21 protein-coding genes are annotated in these 20,566 nt (G+C 30.6%); 13 read left to right on the plus strand and 8 right to left on the minus strand.

Going from position 1 to position 20,566, the window contains the following annotated elements:
* Positions 1–3: 3 nt before the first annotated feature.
* The gene (gene pflB, locus FBF22_RS01865) at positions 4–2,466 is read left to right on the plus strand and encodes a motility protein PflB (RefSeq protein WP_002874461.1); all 2,463 of its coding nucleotides are present in this window, start codon (positions 4–6) and stop codon (positions 2,464–2,466) included.
* 30 nt (positions 2,467–2,496) lie between these two features.
* Here pflB and FBF22_RS01870 read toward each other — a convergent pair whose 3' ends face one another.
* The 7 genes from FBF22_RS01870 to FBF22_RS01900 form a co-directional block, all read right to left on the minus strand.
* Positions 2,497–3,132, minus strand: a complete 636-nt coding sequence (locus tag FBF22_RS01870) for a hypothetical protein (RefSeq protein WP_002885535.1) — start codon at positions 3,130–3,132, stop codon at positions 2,497–2,499.
* A 97-nt stretch (positions 3,133–3,229) separates the two neighbouring features.
* Positions 3,230–4,672: a pyruvate kinase gene (gene pyk / locus FBF22_RS01875; protein ID WP_165433283.1), complete on the minus strand. Its 1,443-nt coding sequence runs from the start codon at positions 4,670–4,672 to the stop codon at positions 3,230–3,232.
* A gap of 48 nt (positions 4,673–4,720) precedes the next feature.
* The gene (locus FBF22_RS01880; RefSeq protein WP_002885534.1) at positions 4,721–6,067 is read right to left on the minus strand and encodes an FAD-dependent oxidoreductase; all 1,347 of its coding nucleotides are present in this window, start codon (positions 6,065–6,067) and stop codon (positions 4,721–4,723) included.
* 119 nt (positions 6,068–6,186) lie between these two features.
* Positions 6,187–6,816: a type III pantothenate kinase gene (locus FBF22_RS01885; RefSeq protein ID WP_002854234.1), complete on the minus strand. Its 630-nt coding sequence runs from the start codon at positions 6,814–6,816 to the stop codon at positions 6,187–6,189.
* Positions 6,803–7,093, minus strand: a complete 291-nt coding sequence (locus tag FBF22_RS01890) for a hypothetical protein (RefSeq protein WP_002859475.1) — start codon at positions 7,091–7,093, stop codon at positions 6,803–6,805. Before FBF22_RS01890 ends, FBF22_RS01885 begins: the two co-directional genes overlap by 14 nt.
* A complete protein-coding gene (locus FBF22_RS01895) occupies positions 7,090–8,088 on the minus strand; it encodes a hypothetical protein (RefSeq protein WP_002885532.1) in 999 nt (332 codons plus the stop codon). Before FBF22_RS01895 ends, FBF22_RS01890 begins: the two co-directional genes overlap by 4 nt.
* Positions 8,085–8,663 carry a hypothetical protein gene (locus tag FBF22_RS01900; protein ID WP_002859477.1) on the minus strand — a complete coding sequence of 193 codons (579 nt, stop codon included), beginning with the start codon at positions 8,661–8,663 and terminating at the stop codon, positions 8,085–8,087. The genes FBF22_RS01895 and FBF22_RS01900 overlap by 4 nt, the downstream gene beginning before the upstream one ends.
* Positions 8,664–8,806: 143 nt before the next feature.
* Between FBF22_RS01900 and gatC the strand changes: the two genes are divergently transcribed.
* The 8 genes from gatC (at position 8,807) to FBF22_RS01940 (ending at position 15,120) form a co-directional block, all read left to right on the plus strand.
* Entirely contained in the window at positions 8,807–9,091 is a 285-nt protein-coding gene (gene gatC, locus FBF22_RS01905) for an Asp-tRNA(Asn)/Glu-tRNA(Gln) amidotransferase subunit GatC (protein ID WP_002858734.1), read from the plus strand.
* A gap of 66 nt (positions 9,092–9,157) precedes the next feature.
* Entirely contained in the window at positions 9,158–9,721 is a 564-nt protein-coding gene (locus FBF22_RS01910; RefSeq protein WP_002869932.1) for a CvpA family protein, read from the plus strand.
* A gap of 1 nt (position 9,722) precedes the next feature.
* Positions 9,723–10,196 carry a Fur family transcriptional regulator gene (locus FBF22_RS01915; protein ID WP_002854230.1) on the plus strand — a complete coding sequence of 158 codons (474 nt, stop codon included), beginning with the start codon at positions 9,723–9,725 and terminating at the stop codon, positions 10,194–10,196.
* Positions 10,197–11,702 (plus strand): lysine--tRNA ligase, encoded by a 1,506-nt coding sequence (lysS, locus tag FBF22_RS01920; protein WP_002869930.1) that lies wholly within the window; start codon positions 10,197–10,199, stop codon positions 11,700–11,702.
* A complete protein-coding gene (locus FBF22_RS01925) occupies positions 11,699–12,943 on the plus strand; it encodes a serine hydroxymethyltransferase (protein WP_002860267.1) in 1,245 nt (414 codons plus the stop codon). The genes lysS and FBF22_RS01925 overlap by 4 nt, the downstream gene beginning before the upstream one ends.
* Positions 12,940–13,485 carry a DUF1882 domain-containing protein gene (locus FBF22_RS01930; RefSeq protein WP_002859481.1) on the plus strand — a complete coding sequence of 182 codons (546 nt, stop codon included), beginning with the start codon at positions 12,940–12,942 and terminating at the stop codon, positions 13,483–13,485. The genes FBF22_RS01925 and FBF22_RS01930 overlap by 4 nt, the downstream gene beginning before the upstream one ends.
* A gap of 13 nt (positions 13,486–13,498) precedes the next feature.
* Entirely contained in the window at positions 13,499–14,335 is an 837-nt protein-coding gene (locus FBF22_RS01935) for an SPOR domain-containing protein (RefSeq protein WP_002869928.1), read from the plus strand.
* Positions 14,332–15,120 carry a shikimate dehydrogenase gene (locus tag FBF22_RS01940; RefSeq protein ID WP_002858718.1) on the plus strand — a complete coding sequence of 263 codons (789 nt, stop codon included), beginning with the start codon at positions 14,332–14,334 and terminating at the stop codon, positions 15,118–15,120. Before FBF22_RS01935 ends, FBF22_RS01940 begins: the two co-directional genes overlap by 4 nt.
* A gap of 74 nt (positions 15,121–15,194) precedes the next feature.
* Here the strand turns inward: FBF22_RS01940 and FBF22_RS01945 are convergent, their stop codons facing one another.
* A complete protein-coding gene (locus FBF22_RS01945) occupies positions 15,195–16,094 on the minus strand; it encodes a membrane lipoprotein lipid attachment site-containing protein (RefSeq protein ID WP_002859484.1) in 900 nt (299 codons plus the stop codon).
* Positions 16,095–16,182: 88 nt separating this feature from the next.
* Here FBF22_RS01945 and lgt point away from each other — a divergent pair, with 88 nt between their 5' ends.
* The 4 genes from lgt (at position 16,183) to FBF22_RS01965 (ending at position 20,542) form a co-directional block, all read left to right on the plus strand.
* Positions 16,183–16,998 carry a prolipoprotein diacylglyceryl transferase gene (lgt, locus tag FBF22_RS01950; RefSeq protein ID WP_002868701.1) on the plus strand — a complete coding sequence of 272 codons (816 nt, stop codon included), beginning with the start codon at positions 16,183–16,185 and terminating at the stop codon, positions 16,996–16,998.
* A 68-nt stretch (positions 16,999–17,066) separates the two neighbouring features.
* Positions 17,067–17,849 (plus strand): fumarate reductase cytochrome b subunit, encoded by a 783-nt coding sequence (locus tag FBF22_RS01955; protein ID WP_002854660.1) that lies wholly within the window; start codon positions 17,067–17,069, stop codon positions 17,847–17,849.
* The gene (locus FBF22_RS01960; RefSeq protein ID WP_002885525.1) at positions 17,833–19,824 is read left to right on the plus strand and encodes a fumarate reductase flavoprotein subunit; all 1,992 of its coding nucleotides are present in this window, start codon (positions 17,833–17,835) and stop codon (positions 19,822–19,824) included. The genes FBF22_RS01955 and FBF22_RS01960 overlap by 17 nt, the downstream gene beginning before the upstream one ends.
* Positions 19,817–20,542 (plus strand): fumarate reductase iron-sulfur subunit, encoded by a 726-nt coding sequence (locus tag FBF22_RS01965; RefSeq protein WP_002854302.1) that lies wholly within the window; start codon positions 19,817–19,819, stop codon positions 20,540–20,542. The genes FBF22_RS01960 and FBF22_RS01965 overlap by 8 nt, the downstream gene beginning before the upstream one ends.
* Positions 20,543–20,566 lie beyond the last annotated feature (24 nt).

Here is a 20,566-nt window from a genome sequence, read left to right on the forward strand (position 1 = left end):
TAGATGGCTGAACAAGAAGATATAATACTAGAAAAACCCGAAGATGGCTTAAATCAACCAAGACTTGATGAGAGTTTAGAGGGATTTAAGGGGCAAGAGGGGCAAGCTCCAGAAGATGAAGAATTTGCATCATTGCCAGAAGAATTACCTCAAGAAAATAGTGATAGTGGTTTTAAATTTACAAGAGAAAGTGCGCCTGAAGATGTATCAACTTTTGAAGAAGTTGAAAGTCAAGAGCCTACGCCTTGGTATAAAGATCGTAAGTTTATGTCTCTTGTGGGTTTATCTTTGGGGATTATTTGCATTTTAGTTTTTACACTTTTTTATTTAACTTTTAGTGAAGGAAAAATTAAACCAGATATTATAGCTTCTAAGCCTTTAGAACAACCTGTTGTTATGCCTGATGAATCATATAAATACAATGATATGCAAAGAATTGATGGTATGATCCAAAAAGCAAATGCTTTATATTTAAAGGGTGAGGTTGAACAGGCTTTAAAAGTTTATGAGCAAGTTGCCGTATATAACGAATCTTTATCTAATTATAATTTAGGCGTTTCTCAAATGAATGAGAATAAATTCCAAGAAGCTTTTGAAAGCTTCAAGAAAGCTATAGCCAATGGAGAAAATCAAAGTGTAGCTGCTATCAATGCTGCTGTTTGTGCTTTAAAGCTTAATGATAAGGAAAAATTTAGATATTATATTGATTTAGCTCAAGTGTATCTTCCAAAAGAAGGAAAATCAAAATTATATGATTATTATTTAAGCTTGATTAATTATTACAAAGGATATTACCCTGAGGCCTTACAAATGTTGCAAAGAACAGATGTGGAGCCGTATTCTGATGTTGCAAAGTATTTGTCTGCTAAAATTTATGCAAAAATGGACTTTGATTCCAAGGCTATACAGCAATTAAATTCTCAAGGCAATTTTGAATCCAGTTTATCTTTAGGTCTTTTATACGCTAGAATAGGAGAATATGCTAAAGCTAAAGTCGCTTTAAGCACAGCGATGAAAATTGAAAGAGATTTTAATCAGAGTTTAGCGGCTTTAACATTGGTTGATATTAAAACAGGAAATTATCAAGATATGTTAGCGCGCTTGCAAAATTCTTATGATAACGATAAAGATAGATATAAGATTTTAGATACTTATAAAATTCAAGTTCGTTTAAATAAGGATCTTTTTAATATAGCAGTTGCTCAAAATTCTTTTTCAAAAGATTTGTTAAAAAAACAAAAAGATCAATTCGATTTGCTTTTTTATTTTGCACCTTATCAAGTGTTTGATAGTAAGCAGGCTGCTTTATATATTAAAAAAGCTAATGTTACAGATTTCGTAGATGATAGTACTGATGCGGGAATTTATCTTAATATAAGCAAAGCTCTTTCATCTACCAATGTAAAAATTGCCAATATTATTAACTATGCATTAAATCAGAAGTTACGCCTTGCTAACCAAGAATTTCAAAAACTTATCAAGGATTATCCAGAACATAGTATTTTACATTATAATTTGGCTTTAACTTATGCCCAAATGCAAAATTATGAACTTGCTTATAAGCATTTTTCAAGTTCATATCATCTTAATCCTAAAAATTACTTAGCAGGTGCTTTTGCTATGTTTTGTGCAAAATTAATTGATATTGATACAACTAAACTTTACAATGAAATTCTTGATAATATAGCTGCTGATTCTAATTTTAAAGCTAATATGCAAAAAAGTATGTTATTTTTAGTTAATAATAATTATATTTCTATGCTTCCTTATTTAGATGAAATAAAAAAAGATACGCCTTTGAGTTTGATTTTTGAAGCTATTATTGCTAAAAATAATAACCTTAATAATCAAGTAGATGTGAAAATTGCTAAATTGCGTTCAGAGTTGCCTGAAGATATTTTGGCAAATATTTTGTATTTTAATTCTTTAAATTCAAATTTAAATATTAAAGAATATGCTCAAAATGCTCAAATTCATTTTAAAAATTTAAAACTTGATTATCGTAGTGTTTTTGGTGGGCCAAATATAGCTAGGGAATTTTATGTTAATTTAATGCATATTGCAGGGCTTTTAAATTTAGAAAGACAGAAATTTAAAGAGTTGATTAATGTTTCAGGAGCAAAAGATGAGGGTATTTTACAAACTTTAGCTTATTTGGATATTTTTGCACAGCAATACGAGGAGGCTTATGCGCTTTATAATTCTTTGATTGATGATTATGGAGCTAAAGATACTAAAACTTTATTTTTAGCAGCCGTAGCAGCCGTAGGTGCAAATAATCCAAATTCAGCTATAGCGCTTTTGCAGCTTTCTAAACTTACAGATAAAAATAACAAAGAGAGTAAAGCAGCTCTTGGTATGTTGTATCAAGAAGTAAAGAACTATGAAGCTGCGATATCTCAGTATAAAACTTTACCTAATAATTTTAAGAGTGAATTTTTTACTTTTGATATTAATAACAACTAAAAATGCTTAGAAATTTCTAAGCATTTTTAGTTAAGCTTGAAGATCTAGAGTTTTTCCGCCTAGTTCATCGATGCGATCGCTAACTTTTTTAAGTGCCGCATCTATTGTATCTTGACTGATTTGAGGAAGTTCTCCACCCCACATTTTTTCTGCTTGCTCAAATCCTTTTTTCATACCTTCAAGACCTTTTTTTAATTTTTCAACATCATCGCCACCGCCTTTAATAACAAAATCCGCGATGCGATTGGCTGTATTTTCCACTCCAAAAAAACCATCTTCACTTACAAGTTGTTGAAGTTCATCTGTATTCATATCAAGTGGATTTTTGCCACTGTAGCCTAAGGATGCAAAATCAATATTTGTAAGTATAGATTTCGCAGTATCTAAATTGGCACCATTTAAAAGACTATCTAGTCCAGTTTGGGCATTGCTCGAACCTATTACAGCATTCATTGTTTGCTGTTGAAACTGAACTAGGTAAATTTGTGCAATGCCTTTTCCACCAAGTGCATTTAATTTTTCAAGGGTATTTTTATCTACATCCTTGCTAGAATTAGCACTTTGAACATTTTTGTCTTTTGTGTTTTCCTTAGCATCATCTGCCTTCTTATTGCTAACTTGTGTTTGTGCCATGCTAGCGATATTTGAAAAAGTATTCACTTGCATATTTGCTCCTTTGTGTGAGGCTTTAATTTATATCGACTTTTGACTTAAAAAATTTATAAGGACATTAAATTCCTTATTTTCAAAGGAATTTAATGTTTTATTGTAGATAATAAGTAATTTGCTCTTTATTGAGAATGCGGATAAGATTGCTAGTGCCTTCTACCCCTGTTGGAAAGCCTGCAGTTAGAAGATAGCATTTATCTTCATCCATAAAACCTTTTTCAACACTTGATCTTACAGAGTCTTTTAATAATTCTGTAAGTTCATTACTTTTGTTAACTAAAATCGCAGGATTAACTCCCCAAACTATGCTTAAAGAGTTTAAGGTTTTTTCAGAATGTCCTACTGCTATGATTTCTATATTTGGACGATATCTCGCAATCTTAATAGCAGATTTTCCGCTACTTGTTAAAGAAAAAATAGCATCAGCGTTAAGATCTGTTGCAAGATGAGCTGAAGAACGCATGATTTTATCTGTATTGTCTAAATCATTAAAATCATTAAATTTGTTATATGGATAGCGTTTTTCTGTTTCTATTATAGTTTGACACATTATATCAACAGCGTTTGCAGGATCTGTACCAACGGCACTTTCTTCACTTAGCATTACTGCATCTGTTCCATCTAGAACAGCATTTGCAACATCTGAAATTTCAGCTCTTGTGGCGGTTTTGCTTTTGGCTAATGAAAAAAGCATTTGAGTCGCAGTAATAACAGGCTTAGAGGCATTGTTTGCTTTTTGTATAATTTCTTTTTGGATATTAGGAACTTTATAATAAGGTACCTCAATACCTAAGTCTCCTCTTGCAACCATTATACCATCGCTAGATTTAATAATCTCATCAATATTTTCTACTGCATCAAATTTTTCAATTTTTGCAAAAATAGATATTTTTGCGTTATTTTGTGCTAAAATTTCACGAACTTCATCAATATCGTGCGCATTTTGTACGAAAGATATTGCTAAAAAATCTACTTCATTTTTTATACCCCAAAGTAAATCATTTTTATCTTTTTGTGTAATAACATCAATATTGATTTTAGTATTCGGAAAATTAATACCTTTATTTGAGTTTAAAAAACCATCATTTTCTATAATGGTTTCAATTTTTTGATCATCTATGTTTTCTACTTTAGCACGAATTGATCCATCATATAGATAAATATATTCATCAATTTTTAACATATCTAAAATAGATTTTTGATTAATACTGATTTTATAATGATTTTGAGTAATCTTCTCCCCTAAAATTGTTTCACGATAAAAATCAAGTCTATCACCCTTTTTTAATTCAAATGGTTCTTTAAGTTCACCTGTACGAATTTTAGGACCACTAATGTCTTGTAAAATTCCAATACGAGTATGCAATTCTTTAGCTACTCTTCTTATGGTATCTAAGTTTTTTTTATGATACTCATGTGTTCCATGAGAAAAGTTTAAACGGAAAACATTTACACCATTGATAATCATTTGGCGTAGAATTTCTTCCTTTTCACTTGCTGGACCTACTGTGGCTACAATTTTTGTTTTTTTAAGCATGGTAAACTCCTTTTGAAATTATTGTAGCTAAAAATAGAAACAAAATGATTACAATAATTCTGAAGAAAATTTATCTTCGTTAAATTCCATTCCTAGGTAATTACATATAAGCTTTGCATCTCTTTCAGCATTTCCTAAACAACTTGTTGCCCCAGGACTTGGAGTCATATTGAAAATAATACCAGGGGTTTCTGTGATGCTTGCTTCACCTAGCATTAATTCTCCTTTAGTTTTATCAATAACTTGTGGTCTTACGCCTCCAAAACCTTTCGCATAATAAATATCGCTTGCTTTAAGACTTGGGACTATTTTTTTGGCATCTTTAACAAATAAGCTTTTATCAATAAAAGGTAGTTCAAAAAGATAATTATAAAAGATGTAATTTCTAATTGTTGCATCTTTAAACATATTAAAAGTTACTTTTAAAACAGTTTTATCAAGTTTTAGTGCTTCAAAAAATTCTGGAACTGATTTTAGACCATGATAACGTTCTAGTTTTGGAATAACAAGTGCAGTAGGTCCAAAGCGAGTGTTCATATCAGCAAGCAAATCAGGATCTCCATGAAGGGCTGCAAATGGAAGTTTAGGATTTTGCACCATATAAACTTTGCCATTTAAAAGTTTTTGTTTGGTTAAATAAAAACTTCCTGCAACAGGCCAACAAGACTTATCCATACCTAAGTTCATTTTATGTGCTAAATATAAAGAGTGCGCCCCAGCATTGACAACTACGCTTTTGGCATGGTATTCTTGATGATTTGAGGTTTTTAATATAAAAATATCATCTTTTTTTTCTATGTGAATAATTTCTTGATTAAAGGCAACGAAAGTATTTTTATTTTGTTTTTGCGCTTGTTCTATTAGATTTATACCCATTTTCCCAAAATCTACAGTTGTAAAAACCTCGCCACTTTCAACACCCATGGCGCAGATATTTTCAGGTCTATCTTGATTGCAATCTTCTCCTAAAACAACTTTGGGTTCAATTTGTTTGATTTTTGTTTTATTGAAAAATTTTATATAAGGATAAAGTTCTTTAAATTCTTCATAGCGTTTTTTCATATAATCACATTCTATATCTCCAACAGCTAGAGCCATTTTTTGATGAGAAAACATGAAATTATTTTGCGCATTTTGCATGAGTCCATATTTAACTATCATATCAGCTGTTCTTTTTACTTTTCGCGCTTTTTCTAAAGTATAATTGGTTTCAATATCTCCACAATGAATGGTTTGAGAATTACTCGTTCCCTTAGAATTTAATGTTGCAGCTGTATTATATTTTTCTATCAAAGCAATATTTTTAATATTTGTATATCTTGCAAGCTCGTAAAATAATGCTGCTCCTGAAATTCCAGCTCCGATGACAAGCACATCAAATTCTTGTTGGCTCATTGTTTTTCCTTTTTTTTATTTTAATAAACTTTTTTCTAAATAGAAGTTTAATTGAATTTGTTTTACAAAAAGTTAAATTTCATTAAGGTTTGATATCAATGAGAATTTTTGTAACATTTTTAATAAAGTAAATTGGGATTTTCTTTTATAATCTTTTTCATTCCTCGAAAGATTAAAAGTTTATCATAAATTGCGTGATCGAAATAATTTGCTAAAAATTGCCCATCTCCACCAGTGAAATAAAGCTTTTTATTTTGAGCGGCATCTTTTATCAGTAGGTAAATTCCTTTAAAAACACCATAACTTAAAGCATCCATGGTTTTTTGCGGGAATGCATCAAGACTAACTTGAGTATTAAATTCACTTTTTAATCGCGGTGAAATATGGCTATAAATTTTTTTATAATTTGCAATACCTGGCAAGATAAAACCACCAAGATGTATAGAATTAGAAATAATATCAATTGTAATAGCACTACCTGCATCTACAACAACCCCATCTTCAATAGTATAACAAGCTGCTATGCGATCGATTCCTAATCCTTGATAAATTGTATCAAATAAAAAATAAGGTTCAAGATTGATAAAATTTTTTTGATTTTTTAAATGTTCTTTGAGATGTTCATTGACATTGATATAAAAAATTTTTTGTTCATTTTTAAATTCTAAAAACTGATCTATACTAAGAGTAAAATATTTGTTATCATCTAGGAAATTAGCATTTGAATTCCCAATATCACAGAGCAACATAGATATTAAATCCTTTCATTTCTAGATGATTTTTTGCTTTAGAGCAAAGAGAAGCCATGCTAAAAAAATATTTGTTATTTATGTTAATTTGCTGTGCTAGATTTTCTAAAAATAAGGCATCTTTCATTAAAAATTTTGTTTTTCCTGTATACATAAAAAGAATGTTATTTTGATCTTTAGCACAAATATAACTTTTTTTTCTAGTCAACATACTTAAGTCATAGGGCTTTAAATTTAATTTTAAAGACTTTATTGTTTGTTCTAAAATTTTTATCATAACAAATCTAAAATTTTATCTCCGTAGTAAAATTTACCATTCCCCATGAAAGAAATTTTATCAATAGCTTCTGAAAGTTTAAATATTTGTGCATTATCTAAATTTAGATTCATTTTGATAAGATAGCCTGTTTTTTCAAAAATATATAAATAATTATTGTATATATTGCTTTTTACAAAAATAGCAAATTCAAATTTTTTTTCTGCAATTTTTCTTAAGTTATAATCAGTTTTAATAATAGTGCCATCTTTTTCTAGTATAAAAATACCATCATCACTAAGTGCAACATCTTTTATGTCAGCGTCAAGATAAAGAGTTCTAGCAGGGCTTACAACAATGATTTTTTTAGCTGTTGCTGCTATAAGTTTATCTCCGATTACACTTAGATGGATTACATTGTTGAAAAAATTTTCTGCTGAAATAACCACATCTTTAATGACTTGAAGATTGTTTCTTGAAAGAATTAAAATTTTGCCATCTAGCGTTGGATATACGATGATATTGTCTAAAAATATAGGATTAGCGGTACGACTGTCTTGAGCTGGAGCTGAGGTTAGGGTTTGACTAAATTTAATACCCAAAGAACGATTTGCAAGAACTATAGTATTGTTTGCAAGTACAAGGGCTAAATCATCTCCATTAGAAGCTACTCCTACAACACTAGCGTCAAATTGAAAATTATAAATTTCATTATAAGAATTGTCAAAAATTTTTAAATTTCCATTATTATCTGCAGTAAAATATTCCCCATCTTGATAAGCTAGAAGCATATAATTTTTAGGAAGTTTAAACTTGTCTATGGAGATATTATTTTTTAAGATAGCTGTATTATTGCTAAGTTTTGCAGAAACTAGATTCCAATCAACGATTTTACTTTTTAAATTGCTATTATGACTTAAATCTCCATCGGTTTGTTTTGGTTCAAAATATTGTCTTTTGGTGCCACAAGCACATAGAAATATTAAACAAAATAGTGTTAAAAATATTTTTTTCATTGTGTAATGCCTTGATAATGTTTGAGGTTTTTAGCTATTTGATTTAAACTTGAATTTTCTTTTATCTGAGAAAGTAAAACATTAGCTTCTTCGATTTTATTTTGCTCTAAAAGTTTGTAAGCTTCTAATAATTTATCATAATTTTTTAAAAATATTGATTTATCTCCTAAAGATAATGCAATAATATTTTTAAGTAAAGTGTTTGTTTGAGCATTATTATAAATTTGTTTTAGTTCATTTTGAAAGGCTGTATTATTAAGATCATTAATATTTTCTTTTAGTAAAAAGATAGTGTAAAGATTAGTATTTTTATTTTTAAGTTGTTCTAAAAGATTTTTATTGCTAGGATCTTGTATTAGATTGGCATAAATTTCATTTGCTTCTTTTGTTTTATAATCGTTTATTTTTGAGATTATAAAATTTCCAGCAAACCAAGCAACTAAAATTATCACAACAGCAGATATATAAAATTTATACTTGCGTATAAATCTCTCTCCTTTGATAAAATTTTCTATAAATTGTTCTTCTGTGTTAAGTTCATTTTTAACAGCTTTTAAATTATCTTTTAGTCCCAAAATTTATCCTTGAAAAAATATTTTTATTTTTGTATAGAAAAATTATGATATTGTATCATATAAATTGCAAAATATCCTAAACAATTTAAAGCTTTTTATGATATAATTTTCAAAATTTTAACTTTTTTATTAAGGTTTAAGAAATGCAAATAGATGAGAAATTATTAAGCAAGCTTGAAAAATTAAGTGCTTTACAAATAACAAAAAACAGAAATGAAACCATTGCACAGTTAAGTGAAATTGTGAATTTTGTTGAAAAATTAAACGAACTTGATTTAGATTCCCAAGAGATTACTGTGAGTACTATAAAAGGTGGAGCTCCTTTGAGGATTGATGAGATAAGAAATAGCAATGTTATTGATGAGGTTTTAGATTGTGCTCCAAAAAAACAAGAACATTTTTTTGTTGTTCCTAAAATCATAGAATGATTAACTTAGCATTTAGTGCTTATTTGTAGAATAAATTTAAAACAAAAAAATCAGAGAGTGATTGAAATGAATTTTTATTGGTTTGATGCTTTTATTTTAGGATTTACCTTGCTTTTAGGGCTTAAGGGTATTATCAATGGTTTGATAAAAGAAATTTTTGGACTTTTGGGTATTATTGGTGGTGTTTTTATTGCTTCAAAATATGCAACTCAAGCAGCTGAATTTATACAAAGTACTTTTTATAAGATAGAAAATCAAAGCTTAGCTGGATTTGCTGGATTTTTAGCCATATTAATTATTTTTTGGATAGTTTGTTTATTGGTGGGTAATTTTCTTTCTAGGTTGATTAAATTAAGTGGCCTAGGTTTTTTAGATCGTATTGGTGGCTTTATATTTGGTGGAGCAAAAATCTTTTTAATTTTTGCAATTTTAGTTTTTTGTGTGGCAAGAATTGATTTTTTAAATGATAAATTAGATAATTTTGCTAAAAATAGCTATACTTTAAATTTACTTAAAGAAACGGGATCTTTTATTATGAATCAACCTTTAACAGAAAATAGTCTAGATCATGCTAGTGAAAAGTTGCAAGATATTGTAAGTGATTTAAACAATACTCAAAAAGGGGAGTGATATGCTGATAGAAAATGTGGAATATGATGTTTTACTTGAGAGATTTAAAAAAATATTAAGACAAGGCGGACTTAAATATACCAAGCAAAGAGAAGTACTTTTAAAAACTCTTTATCACAGTGATACTCATTACACACCCGAAAGTTTATATATGGAAATCAAACAAGCTGAACCTGATTTAAATGTAGGAATTGCAACTGTTTATCGTACTTTAAATTTACTTGAAGAAGCAGAAATGGTAACTTCCATTTCTTTTGGTTCAGCAGGTAAAAAATATGAGCTTGCTAATAAACCTCACCATGATCATATGATATGTAAAAATTGCGGAAAAATTATAGAGTTTGAAAATCCTATTATAGAAAGACAGCAAGCCTTGATTGCAAAAGAACATGGTTTTAAACTTACAGGGCATTTGATGCAGCTTTATGGTGTTTGTGGTGATTGTAATAATCAAAAAGCAAAGGTAAAAATATAAATGTTTGATAATATTTTAGAGCAGCAAAGAATAGAAAAAGCTAAAGAGTTAAAAAAATTAGGGATTAATCCTTATCCTCATTTTTTAGAAAAGGAAATGTCTTTAAAGACTTTTAAGGATAAATTTTCTTATATTTTAGAGCAAGTTGAAAAAAGAGATGAAAGTGTCAATGCTGTTGTTGCAGGACGTTTGAAACTTTTGCGTATAGCTGGGAAATCAATTTTTGCAAACATTGAAGATGAGGATACAAATTTACAAATTTATTTTAGTAAAGATAGCGTAGGCGAAGAGCTTTATACGATTTTAAAAAAGAATTTAGAGGTGGGTGATATTGTTTTGGTTAAAGGTTTTCCTTTTGTAACTAAAACAGGTGAATTTAGTTTGCATGCAAGCGAAGTAAAACTCGCTACAAAAGCTATTGTTCCTTTACCTGAAAAATATCATGGATTAACAGATATTGAGCAAAGATATCGTAAACGTTATGTTGATATGATAATGAATGTCGAAGTTAGAAAAGATTTTTTAGTGCGTTCTAAAGTGGTGAGTTTAATCCGTCATTTTTTTGAAAATAAAGGCTTTTTAGAAGTAGAAACTCCTATGATGCATCCGATTGCAGGTGGAGCAAACGCTAAGCCTTTTGTAACTTTTCATAATTCTTTAGGCGTAGAAAGATTTTTAAGAATTGCTCCAGAACTTTATCTTAAAAGACTTATAGTAGGTGGTTTTGAGGCGGTTTTTGAAATCAATCGTTGTTTTAGAAACGAAGGTATGGATTTAACTCATAATCCCGAATTTACAACTATAGAATTTTATTGGGCCTATCATAATTATAAAGATTTAATGGATTTAACCGAAGAACTTTTTGCTTTACTTTTGGATAAACTTAATTTAGGAAAAACAATAGAATTTGATGGAAAAATGATAAATTTTTCTAAACCTTTTGAAAGAATAACCTATAAAGACGCACTTTGTAAGTATGGTGGTTTAGATAGGGATTTAATCGAAGATAAGGAAAAAATTCTTACTAAATTAAAAGCAGATGGTTTTGAAGCGAATGAAAAGCTTGAACTTGGACATTTGCAAGCTGAACTTTTTGACAATTATGTGGAAGAAAAATTGATCAATCCTACTTTTGTGATTGATTTTCCTATTTCCATAAGTCCTTTATCAAGACGTAGCGATGAGGATTCTCAGATTGCTGAGAGATTTGAGTTGTTTATTTGCGGAAGAGAATTGGCAAATGGTTTTAATGAGCTTAATGATCCTCTTGATCAATATGAGAGATTTTTAAAACAAATTGAAGCTAAAAATGCAGGCGATGAAGAGGCTTGTGAAATGGATGAAGATTTTGTAAATGCTTTGGGTTATGGAATGCCTCCAACGGCAGGGCAGGGCATAGGTATAGATAGACTTGTTATGCTTTTGACAAATAAAAAATCCATTCGTGATGTGATATTGTTTCCTGCAATGCGTCCATTAAAATCAGAACTAAAGGAGAAAGAATGAGTTTAGAAATGTTTGATAAAGAAATTTTTGATTTAACAAACAAAGAGTTAGAGCGTCAATGTGAAGGTCTTGAAATGATAGCGAGTGAAAATTTCACTTTACCTGAAGTAATGGAAGTTATGGGAAGTATCTTGACAAACAAATACGCAGAAGGTTATCCGGGTAAAAGATATTATGGTGGTTGTGAATTTGTTGATGAGATTGAAACTCTAGCCATTCAAAGATGTAAAAAACTTTTTAATTGTAAATTTGCTAATGTTCAGCCTAATTCAGGTTCTCAAGCTAATCAAGGTGTTTATGCGGCTTTGATTAATCCAGGTGATAAAATTTTAGGAATGGATTTAAGTCATGGTGGACATTTAACTCATGGTGCAAAAGTAAGTTCTTCGGGCAAAATGTATGAAAGCTGTTTTTACGGCGTAGAACTTGATGGAAGAATTGATTATGAAAAAGTAAGAGAAATTGCTAAAAAAGAAAAACCAAAACTTATAGTTTGTGGAGCTAGTGCTTATGCAAGAGTGATTGATTTTGCTAAATTTAGAGAAATTGCTGATGAAATAGGTGCCTATCTTTTTGCTGATATAGCACATATTGCAGGTCTTGTTGTGGCAGGTGAGCATCCAAGTCCTTTTCCATACGCTCATGTAGTAAGCTCAACTACACATAAAACTTTGCGTGGCCCAAGAGGTGGTATTATTATGACAAATGATGAAGAGCTTGCTAAAAAAATTAATTCTGCCATTTTTCCAGGTATTCAAGGTGGTCCTTTGATGCATGTAATTGCTGCAAAAGCAGTAGGATTTAAATTTAATCTTAGCGATGAGTGGAAAGTTTATGCAAAACAAGTAAGAACTAATGCTCAAGTTTTAGCTAATGTTTTAATGGATAGAAAATTTAAACTTGTTAGCGATGGAACGGATAATCACCTTGTTTTAATGAGTTTTTTAGATCGTGAATTTAGTGGAAAAGATGCAGATTTAGCTCTTGGAAATGCAGGTATTACTGCAAATAAAAATACCGTTCCAGGAGAGATTAGAAGTCCTTTTATCACAAGTGGATTAAGACTTGGAACTCCAGCCCTTACTGCCAGAGGTTTTAAAGAAAAAGAAATGGAAATTGTGTCAAATTATATTGCAGATATTTTAGATGATATTAATAATGAAAAATTACAAGAGAATATTAAACAAGAATTAAAAAAACTTGCAAGTAATTTTATTATTTATGAAAGGGCTATGTTTTGATTTCACCAATGGATATGTCGCTAATTAAAATAATTGGCGATCATTATTATATAAGACGCGATAAAATTGTAAATAAAATTACACATAGAGGTCGCTTATTTTTTGATAAATTTGAAAGAGTTGATGCTCCTTTAAATTTAAATGTCATGAGAGAACACGCTGCTAAAAAAATTGTTGTCGCTCATGATTTAATAACAAAAGATAATAAAGTAGAAAATATTGTCTTTGATTATAATGGTTTTAATGCTGAAAGATTTTATCACCGTGCACAACTTATTTTAAGAGAAGAAGGTTTTATAAATTTCACAGCCTATAAGACTAAAACTCCAGGACATTTACATCTTTATATTCACAAAGGACACACGGCGTTAAACGAAGGTTATTCTTTAGCGTCTAAACTTTCAATGATGTTTGCAAGTAAAATGCCAGTAGAATGGAAGGTGTTTCCTAGCATGGATGTACCTAGGGAATTTAATATTTTAATATTGCCTTATGAGGTTTATCAAAAAGAACGAGGAAGTTCTTGGTCTAAGCATATGTAAGAAAGGACAAATTATGGAAAATCAAAAAAATGAATTTGATGATATTATTTTAGAAAAAAGTAATAAAAGTGAAAAAGTAAAAAAAATTCTTTTACGAGTTATTGCTTTAGTTATTTTGTTTTTAGCTATCATGATAGTTATGAAGCTTATTAATGGTAGTGGTGATGAAAATACGCAAAATCAAAGTGTATTGCCAAGTGAACCTATAGCAACTCAAGACAATAACAATGATACTTCTTTTGAAAGTATGCCAATTACAGATAATACTTCAGCAGAAGATCAATTTGAGGCATTAAGAAAACAATTTCAAGATGAACAAAATACAACTCAAAATACAACAACCTCTAGTTTAAATAACAATGATAGCACAAATTTTGCTATGCCTGATCAAGAAGTTCCAGCAGAACCAACAGCAACTACTTCAGAAAATACCACTCCACAAGCAAGTGCTCCTAAACAAGAAGTAAAACAAACTGCAAAACCTAAAGAAGAAGCAAAAAAACAAATAGCTGTAAAAAAAGAAAAAGAAAGTGCAAAACAAACCCCTAAAAAAGAACAAAATGCAAATGATTTATTTAAAAATGTTGATGCTAAACCTGTACATCCAAGTGGTTTAGCATCGGGTATTTATGTGCAAATTTTCTCAGTAAGTAATTTGGATCAAAAATCAAAAGAACTTGCTTCTGTAAAGCAAAAAGGTTATGATTATAAACTTTATAAAACTACAGTTGGAGGTAAAGAAATTACCAAGGTTTTAATAGGACCATTTGAAAAGGCAGATATTGCAGCAGAACTTGCTAAAATCCGTAAGGATATTGCAAAAGATGCTTTTTCTTTTACTTTAAAATGAAATTTTTAGCAGTTATAGGCGATCCTATTTCTCACTCTAAATCGCCTAGAATGCATAATAATGCTATTAAAGCCTTAGGGCTTGATAGCATTTATACACGCTATCATTTAAGAAATGCTAACTGTTTAAGAGAAGATTTTTTTAAATTAGGACTTAGTGGAGCTAATATTACTTTGCCTTTTAAGGAAAAAGCTTTAGATATTGCTGATGTGAAGGATGATTTTGCTAGAAATATTGGCTCTGCAAATACTTTATGCTTAAAAGAAGATAAAATTTACGCTTATAATACTGATGCTTTAGGTTTTTTAGAAGCTATTAAGGATTTTGATAATATAAAAAAAGCTTTGATTTTGGGTGCTGGAGGTACAGCTTTGGCGCTTGCTTATGCATTAAAACAAAAAGGCGTAGAAGTGTATATAGCTAATCGTAGTAAAGAAAGATTTAAAGATTTTTTAGCTTATCCAACTTATCTTTATAAAAACTTGCAAGATTTTGACTTTGATTTGGTTATAAATTCAACTTCTGCTGGATTAAAAGATGAAAATTTACCTTGTGATAGAGAGCTTTTAGATAGAATTTTACCTAAAGCTAAATTTGCTTTTGAGGTAATTTATGGCAGAGAAACACCTTTTTATAGATTGTGTAAAGAGTATCATTTAAAAATTAAAGATGGACTTGATATGCTTTTATGGCAAGGAGTTTTTGCTTTTGAACTTTTTTTTGAAATACAAGATAAAAGAGAGATGATAAAAAATGCAATGCAACAGGCATTGATTTTAAAGTAGAATGATAGTTATTTTTCTTGTATAAGAAAATCTTATTTTTTGTGTGAGAAAGTTTAATTTTCCCACAAGTTTTATCATTCAAATATTTCTACCCCATCTTGATTTTTACTTTGATTATTTTGATTTGTTGAAGATGGATTTGTAGGAATATTTTGTGTAGGCGTGTTTTCAATTGTATTATTTTGATTAGAATTTGTTTGAGGCAAGCTTTCTTCAAAGGTAGCATCGCCATCAAAACTATTAAAACCACTGTTTGTATTAGGTATAGTTTTGCCTATGTCTGTTGCTTTTGGTAGATTGTTATAAAGTGTATTTAATGTATTTTTATAAAAAGCTAAAAAACTTTTATCAATTTCAAAAGCAGGTTGCTCTAAACCTTTATTGAGTTGAGTTGGTACGGTAGAGATAGTAGTTTTAAACATATTAACTCCATCATCATTTTTAATAGGATAGTTAAGCGCAACTAAAGAATCTAGTTTAGTGCTACTTGAAAGATTGGTTGAATTTTGTGGATTGTGTGCATCTATAAAATCTATTTTACCTTTAAAATTTATACCTAAATTGGATTTTACATAATCTCCACTCATAAAATTGCTTGTTTTTTGTGCATTTTTTTCTTCCGTATAAATACTGATTGAACTTTTAAGAGTGTAGTCTGGATTAGTAGTAACTATTTTATAGCCTTTTAGTTGAGCGATGGTTTTGATCTGCTCTTCTAAATTTTGTTTTAAAAGATCAATTTCTTTTTCTATGCGAATTTTAAGCACTGAATTTTCAAAATAATCAGAATAATTGTTATTTTGTTCTATATTAATAGGCTCAAGAGCAATGCTTACTCCAGAATCAATAGGTTCAACCTTTGTTGGAACTTGGGGTTTAAAATTTGGCATAGAAACATTGACAAAATTACTGCTTGTACCCCCACAAGCTGCTAAAATTAACATACTACTAGCAAGTAAAATATATTTTTTCATTTTTTACCTTTATTTAATGTGTTTGTGTTAATTATAGCAAGTTAAAGTTTTTTTGTTATATTTTTATAAAAAAAATTAGGAAAGATATATGGAATTTTGGCAGCATATTTATTCAAATTTTAATGTTATAGCTTTTAGCATCTTTGGTTTAAAGGTGCATTGGTATGGCATTATGTATGTTATAGCTTTGCTTTTGGCTTTGCTTTTGGCTAAATTTTTTGTAAGAAAATTTCAACTAGACATTAATGAAAAACATTTGGATAGTTATTTTATATGGGTTGAAATAGGGGTTATTTTAGGTGCAAGGCTTGGATATATTTTGATTTATGATGCAAATATTATGTATTATATTACTCATCCTTGGCAAATTTTTAATCCTTATATTAATGGTGAATTTGTAGGTATTCGAGGTATGAGTTATCATGGAGCAATTATAGGATTTTTGATAGCTACTTTATTGTTTTGTAAAAAATATAAAACAAATCCTTGGATTTTTCTTGATTTGGTTGCTTTAAGTGTTCCATTGGCTTATGTTTTTGGTCGTATAGGAAATTTTTTAAATCAAGAGCTTTTTGGTCGCATTACAAATGTGCCTTGGGGAATTTATGTTGATGGAGTATTGCGCCATCCATCGCAACTTTATGAAGCATTTTTAGAAGGTATTGTTGTTTTTATTATAGTTTATTTAGCAAGATTTAAGCAAAGTTTTCAAGGGGAATTGATTCTTGTGTATGCTGGTGCTTATTCATTGGCAAGATTTATATGTGAATTTTATCGCGAGCCTGATTTTGGTATAGGTTTTGTTTTATGGGGTATGAGTATGGGGCAAATTTTAAGTTTTATAATGTTTATAACAGCTTTGTTAGTTTATATTTGTATAAAGTTTAAAAAAGTAAATATTTAATCTATCTTAAAGACTTTTGTAATATAATGAAATGGATTTTTTTAATTTCTTTTTACAAAGGAGTAAAGATGCGTGAGCTTATCGAAGGTTATTTGGGTAAGAGCATTGAGGGCAAAAAAAGTAAAATGCCTGCGAAATTAGACTTTATCCAAAGCGCCTCAGGGCTTTTTTTAGGTCTTTTTATGTGGGTGCATATGCTTTTTGTTTCTACAATTTTAGTCAGTGAGGATTTTTTTAATTCTGTGGTACATTTTTTAGAATTAAAATTTGTTTACGATAATCCTGTTATGAGTTATCTTACTTCATTTTTAGCCGCCTGTGTTTTAGTGGTTTTTTTCGTTCATGCTTTACTTGCAATGAGAAAATTTCCTATTAATTACCGTCAGTATCAAATACTAAGAACACACAGTAAAAAAATGAATCACAGCGATACTTCGTTATGGTGGGTTCAAGCTTTTACAGGTTTTATTATGTTTTTCTTAGGTTCTGCTCATCTTATTTTTATTGTAACCAATGCAGATAAAATCAGCGGCGATATGTCAGGAGATAGGGTTGTAAGTCATTTTATGTGGCTTTTTTATGCTGTTCTTTTAGTCTGTGTTGAACTTCATGGAAGTATAGGGCTTTATAGACTTTGTGTTAAATGGGGTTGGTTTGAAGGAAAAAATGTAAAAGAAAGTCGCAAAAAGCTTAAAACTGCTAAATGGATAATCAGTATTTTCTTCCTAGTTTTAGGTGTGTTAAGTCTTGCAGCATTTATAAAAATAGGTTATGAAAACTACCAAAATCAAACCCAAACTACTGCGATGATAAAAAACTACAATGGAGCAAATTATGAATATACAATATAGTGATGCTTTAGTAATAGGCGGAGGATTAGCAGGTCTTAGAGCGGCTATTGAAGTAGTAAAGAGTGGCCAAAGTGTAACACTTTTAAGTATTTGTCCAGTGAAGCGTTCTCACTCTGCAGCGGTGCAAGGAGGTATGCAGGCAAGTTTAGCAAATGGGGCAAAAGGTGAGGGTGATAATGAAGATCTTCACTTCGCAGATACAGTAAAAGGGAGTGATTGGGGCTGTGATCAAGAAGTAGCAAGAATGTTTGCTCAAACTGCACCAAAAGCAGTGCGTGAACTCGCGGCTTGGGGTGTGCCTTGGACTAGAGTTACTAAAGGTCCAAGAACTGTTGTAATCAATGCGCAAAAAACTGTGATTGAAGAAAAAGAAGAAGCGCATGGACTTATTAATGCTAGAGATTTTGGCGGAACTAAAAAATGGAGAACTTGCTATATCGCAGATGCAACAGGGCATTGTATGCTTTATGGTGTAGCAAATGAAGCTATTAAACATCAAGTAAAAATTATTGATAGAATGGAAGCGGTAAGAATTATCCATGATGGTAAAAAATGCTTAGGTGTGATCGCTAGAGATTTAACCAATGGACAACTCATTGCTTATATTGCAAGAGGAACTATGATAGCAACAGGGGGCTATGGTAGAATTTATAAACAAACTACAAATGCGGTAATTTGCGAAGGAACAGGTGCGGCTATCGCTCTTGAAACGGGACTTTGTAGACTTTCTAATATGGAAGCAGTGCAATTTCACCCAACTCCTATTGTGCCAAGCGGTATTTTGCTTACTGAGGGTTGTCGTGGCGATGGCGGAATTTTACGTGACGTGGATGGATATCGTTTTATGCCTGATTATGAGCCAGAGAAAAAAGAACTTGCAAGCCGTGATGTGGTAAGTCGTAGAATGATGGAGCATATTCGTAAAGGTAAAGGTGTAAAAAGTCCTTATGGAGATCATTTATGGCTTGATATTTCTATACTAGGTCGTGCGCATGTGGAAAAAAATCTTCGCGATGTGCAAGATATTTGTAAAACTTTTAATGGTATTGATCCAGCAGATGAAGGTCCAAAAGGTTGGGCTCCAGTTCTTCCAATGCAGCATTATTCTATGGGTGGAATTAGAACTAAACCAACGGGTGAAAGTCAATGGTTAAACGGACTTTTTGCTTGTGGAGAAGCAGCTTGCTGGGATATGCACGGATTTAATCGTTTAGGTGGAAATTCATGTGCTGAAACCGTTGTAGCAGGTATGATAGTGGGAGATTATTTTGCAGATTATTGTAAAAATAATGGTGAAGTAATTGACACAAATGTAGTAAAAGACTTCTTAACTAAAGAGTATCAATATTTAAAATCTTTAGTAGATAAAGAGGGTAAACATAATGTTTTTGAAATCAAAAATAGAATGAAAGAAATCATGTGGGATAAGGTAGCCATCTTTAGAACAGGTGAAGGTTTGAAAGAAGCAGTAGATGAACTTGAAAAACTTTATAAAGATTCTCAAGATGTTAAAGTACATTGTAAAGAACTTGATTGTGCAAATCCAGAGCTTGAAGAAGCGTATAGAGTACCAAGAATGTTAAAAATAGCACTTTGTGTAGCTTATGGAGCGCTTTTAAGAACAGAAAGTCGTGGGGCGCATTATAGGGAAGATTATCCAAAAAGAGATGATTTAAATTGGATGAAAAGAACCAATACTTTTTGGGTAGAAGGCGAAACCTTACCACGCATAGAATACGAAGAGCTTGATATTATGAAAATGGAAATTCCACCAGCATTCCGTGGATACGGAGCCAAAGGAAATATTATAGAAAATCCTTTAAGTGAAAAACGCCAAGCTGAAGTGGATGCAATACGTGAAAAAATGGAAGCTGAAGGCAAAGGTCGTTATGAAATTCAAAACGCTTTAATGCCTTATGAATTACAAGCTAAATATAAAGCACCAAACCAAAGAATAGGAGTTGATTATGAGTAGAAAATTGACAATAAAGGCATTTAAATATAATCCTTTAAGCAAAATTTCTAAACCACATTTTGTGACTTACGAGCTTGAAGAAACTCCTTTTATGACGGTTTTTGTATGTTTGACTTTGATTCGTGAAAAAATGGATGCGGATCTGAGTTTTGACTTTGTTTGTCGTGCAGGGATTTGTGGATCTTGTGCGATGATGATTAATGGAGTGCCAAAACTTGCTTGTAAAACTTTGACTAAAGATTATCCTGATGGAGTGATAGAGCTTATGCCTATGCCTGCATTTAGACATATTAAAGATTTAAGCGTGAATACAGGAGAGTGGTTTGAAGACATGTGTAAACGCGTTGAAAGCTGGGTGCATAACGAAAAAGAAACTGATATTTCTAAACTTGAAGAACGTATTGAGCCGGAGGTTGCGGATGAAACTTTTGAACTTGATCGTTGTATAGAGTGTGGAATTTGTGTAGCTTCTTGTGCAACTAAACTTATGCGTCCAAATTTCATAGCTGCTACAGGACTTTTAAGAACAGCTAGATATTTACAAGATCCGCATGACCATAGAAGTGTGGAAGATTTTTATGAATTAGTGGGCGATGATGATGGTGTTTTTGGTTGTATGTCATTGCTTGCTTGCGAAGATAATTGTCCTAAAGAATTACCTTTACAAAGTAAAATCGCTTACATGAGAAGACAACTTGTCGCTCAAAGAAATAAATAAATCTTTCCCCTTTTTAAGGGGAAG

Origin of the sequence: Campylobacter sp. CFSAN093260 (assembly GCF_012890095.1) — a bacterium.
Classification (GTDB): domain Bacteria; phylum Campylobacterota; class Campylobacteria; order Campylobacterales; family Campylobacteraceae; genus Campylobacter_D; species Campylobacter_D jejuni.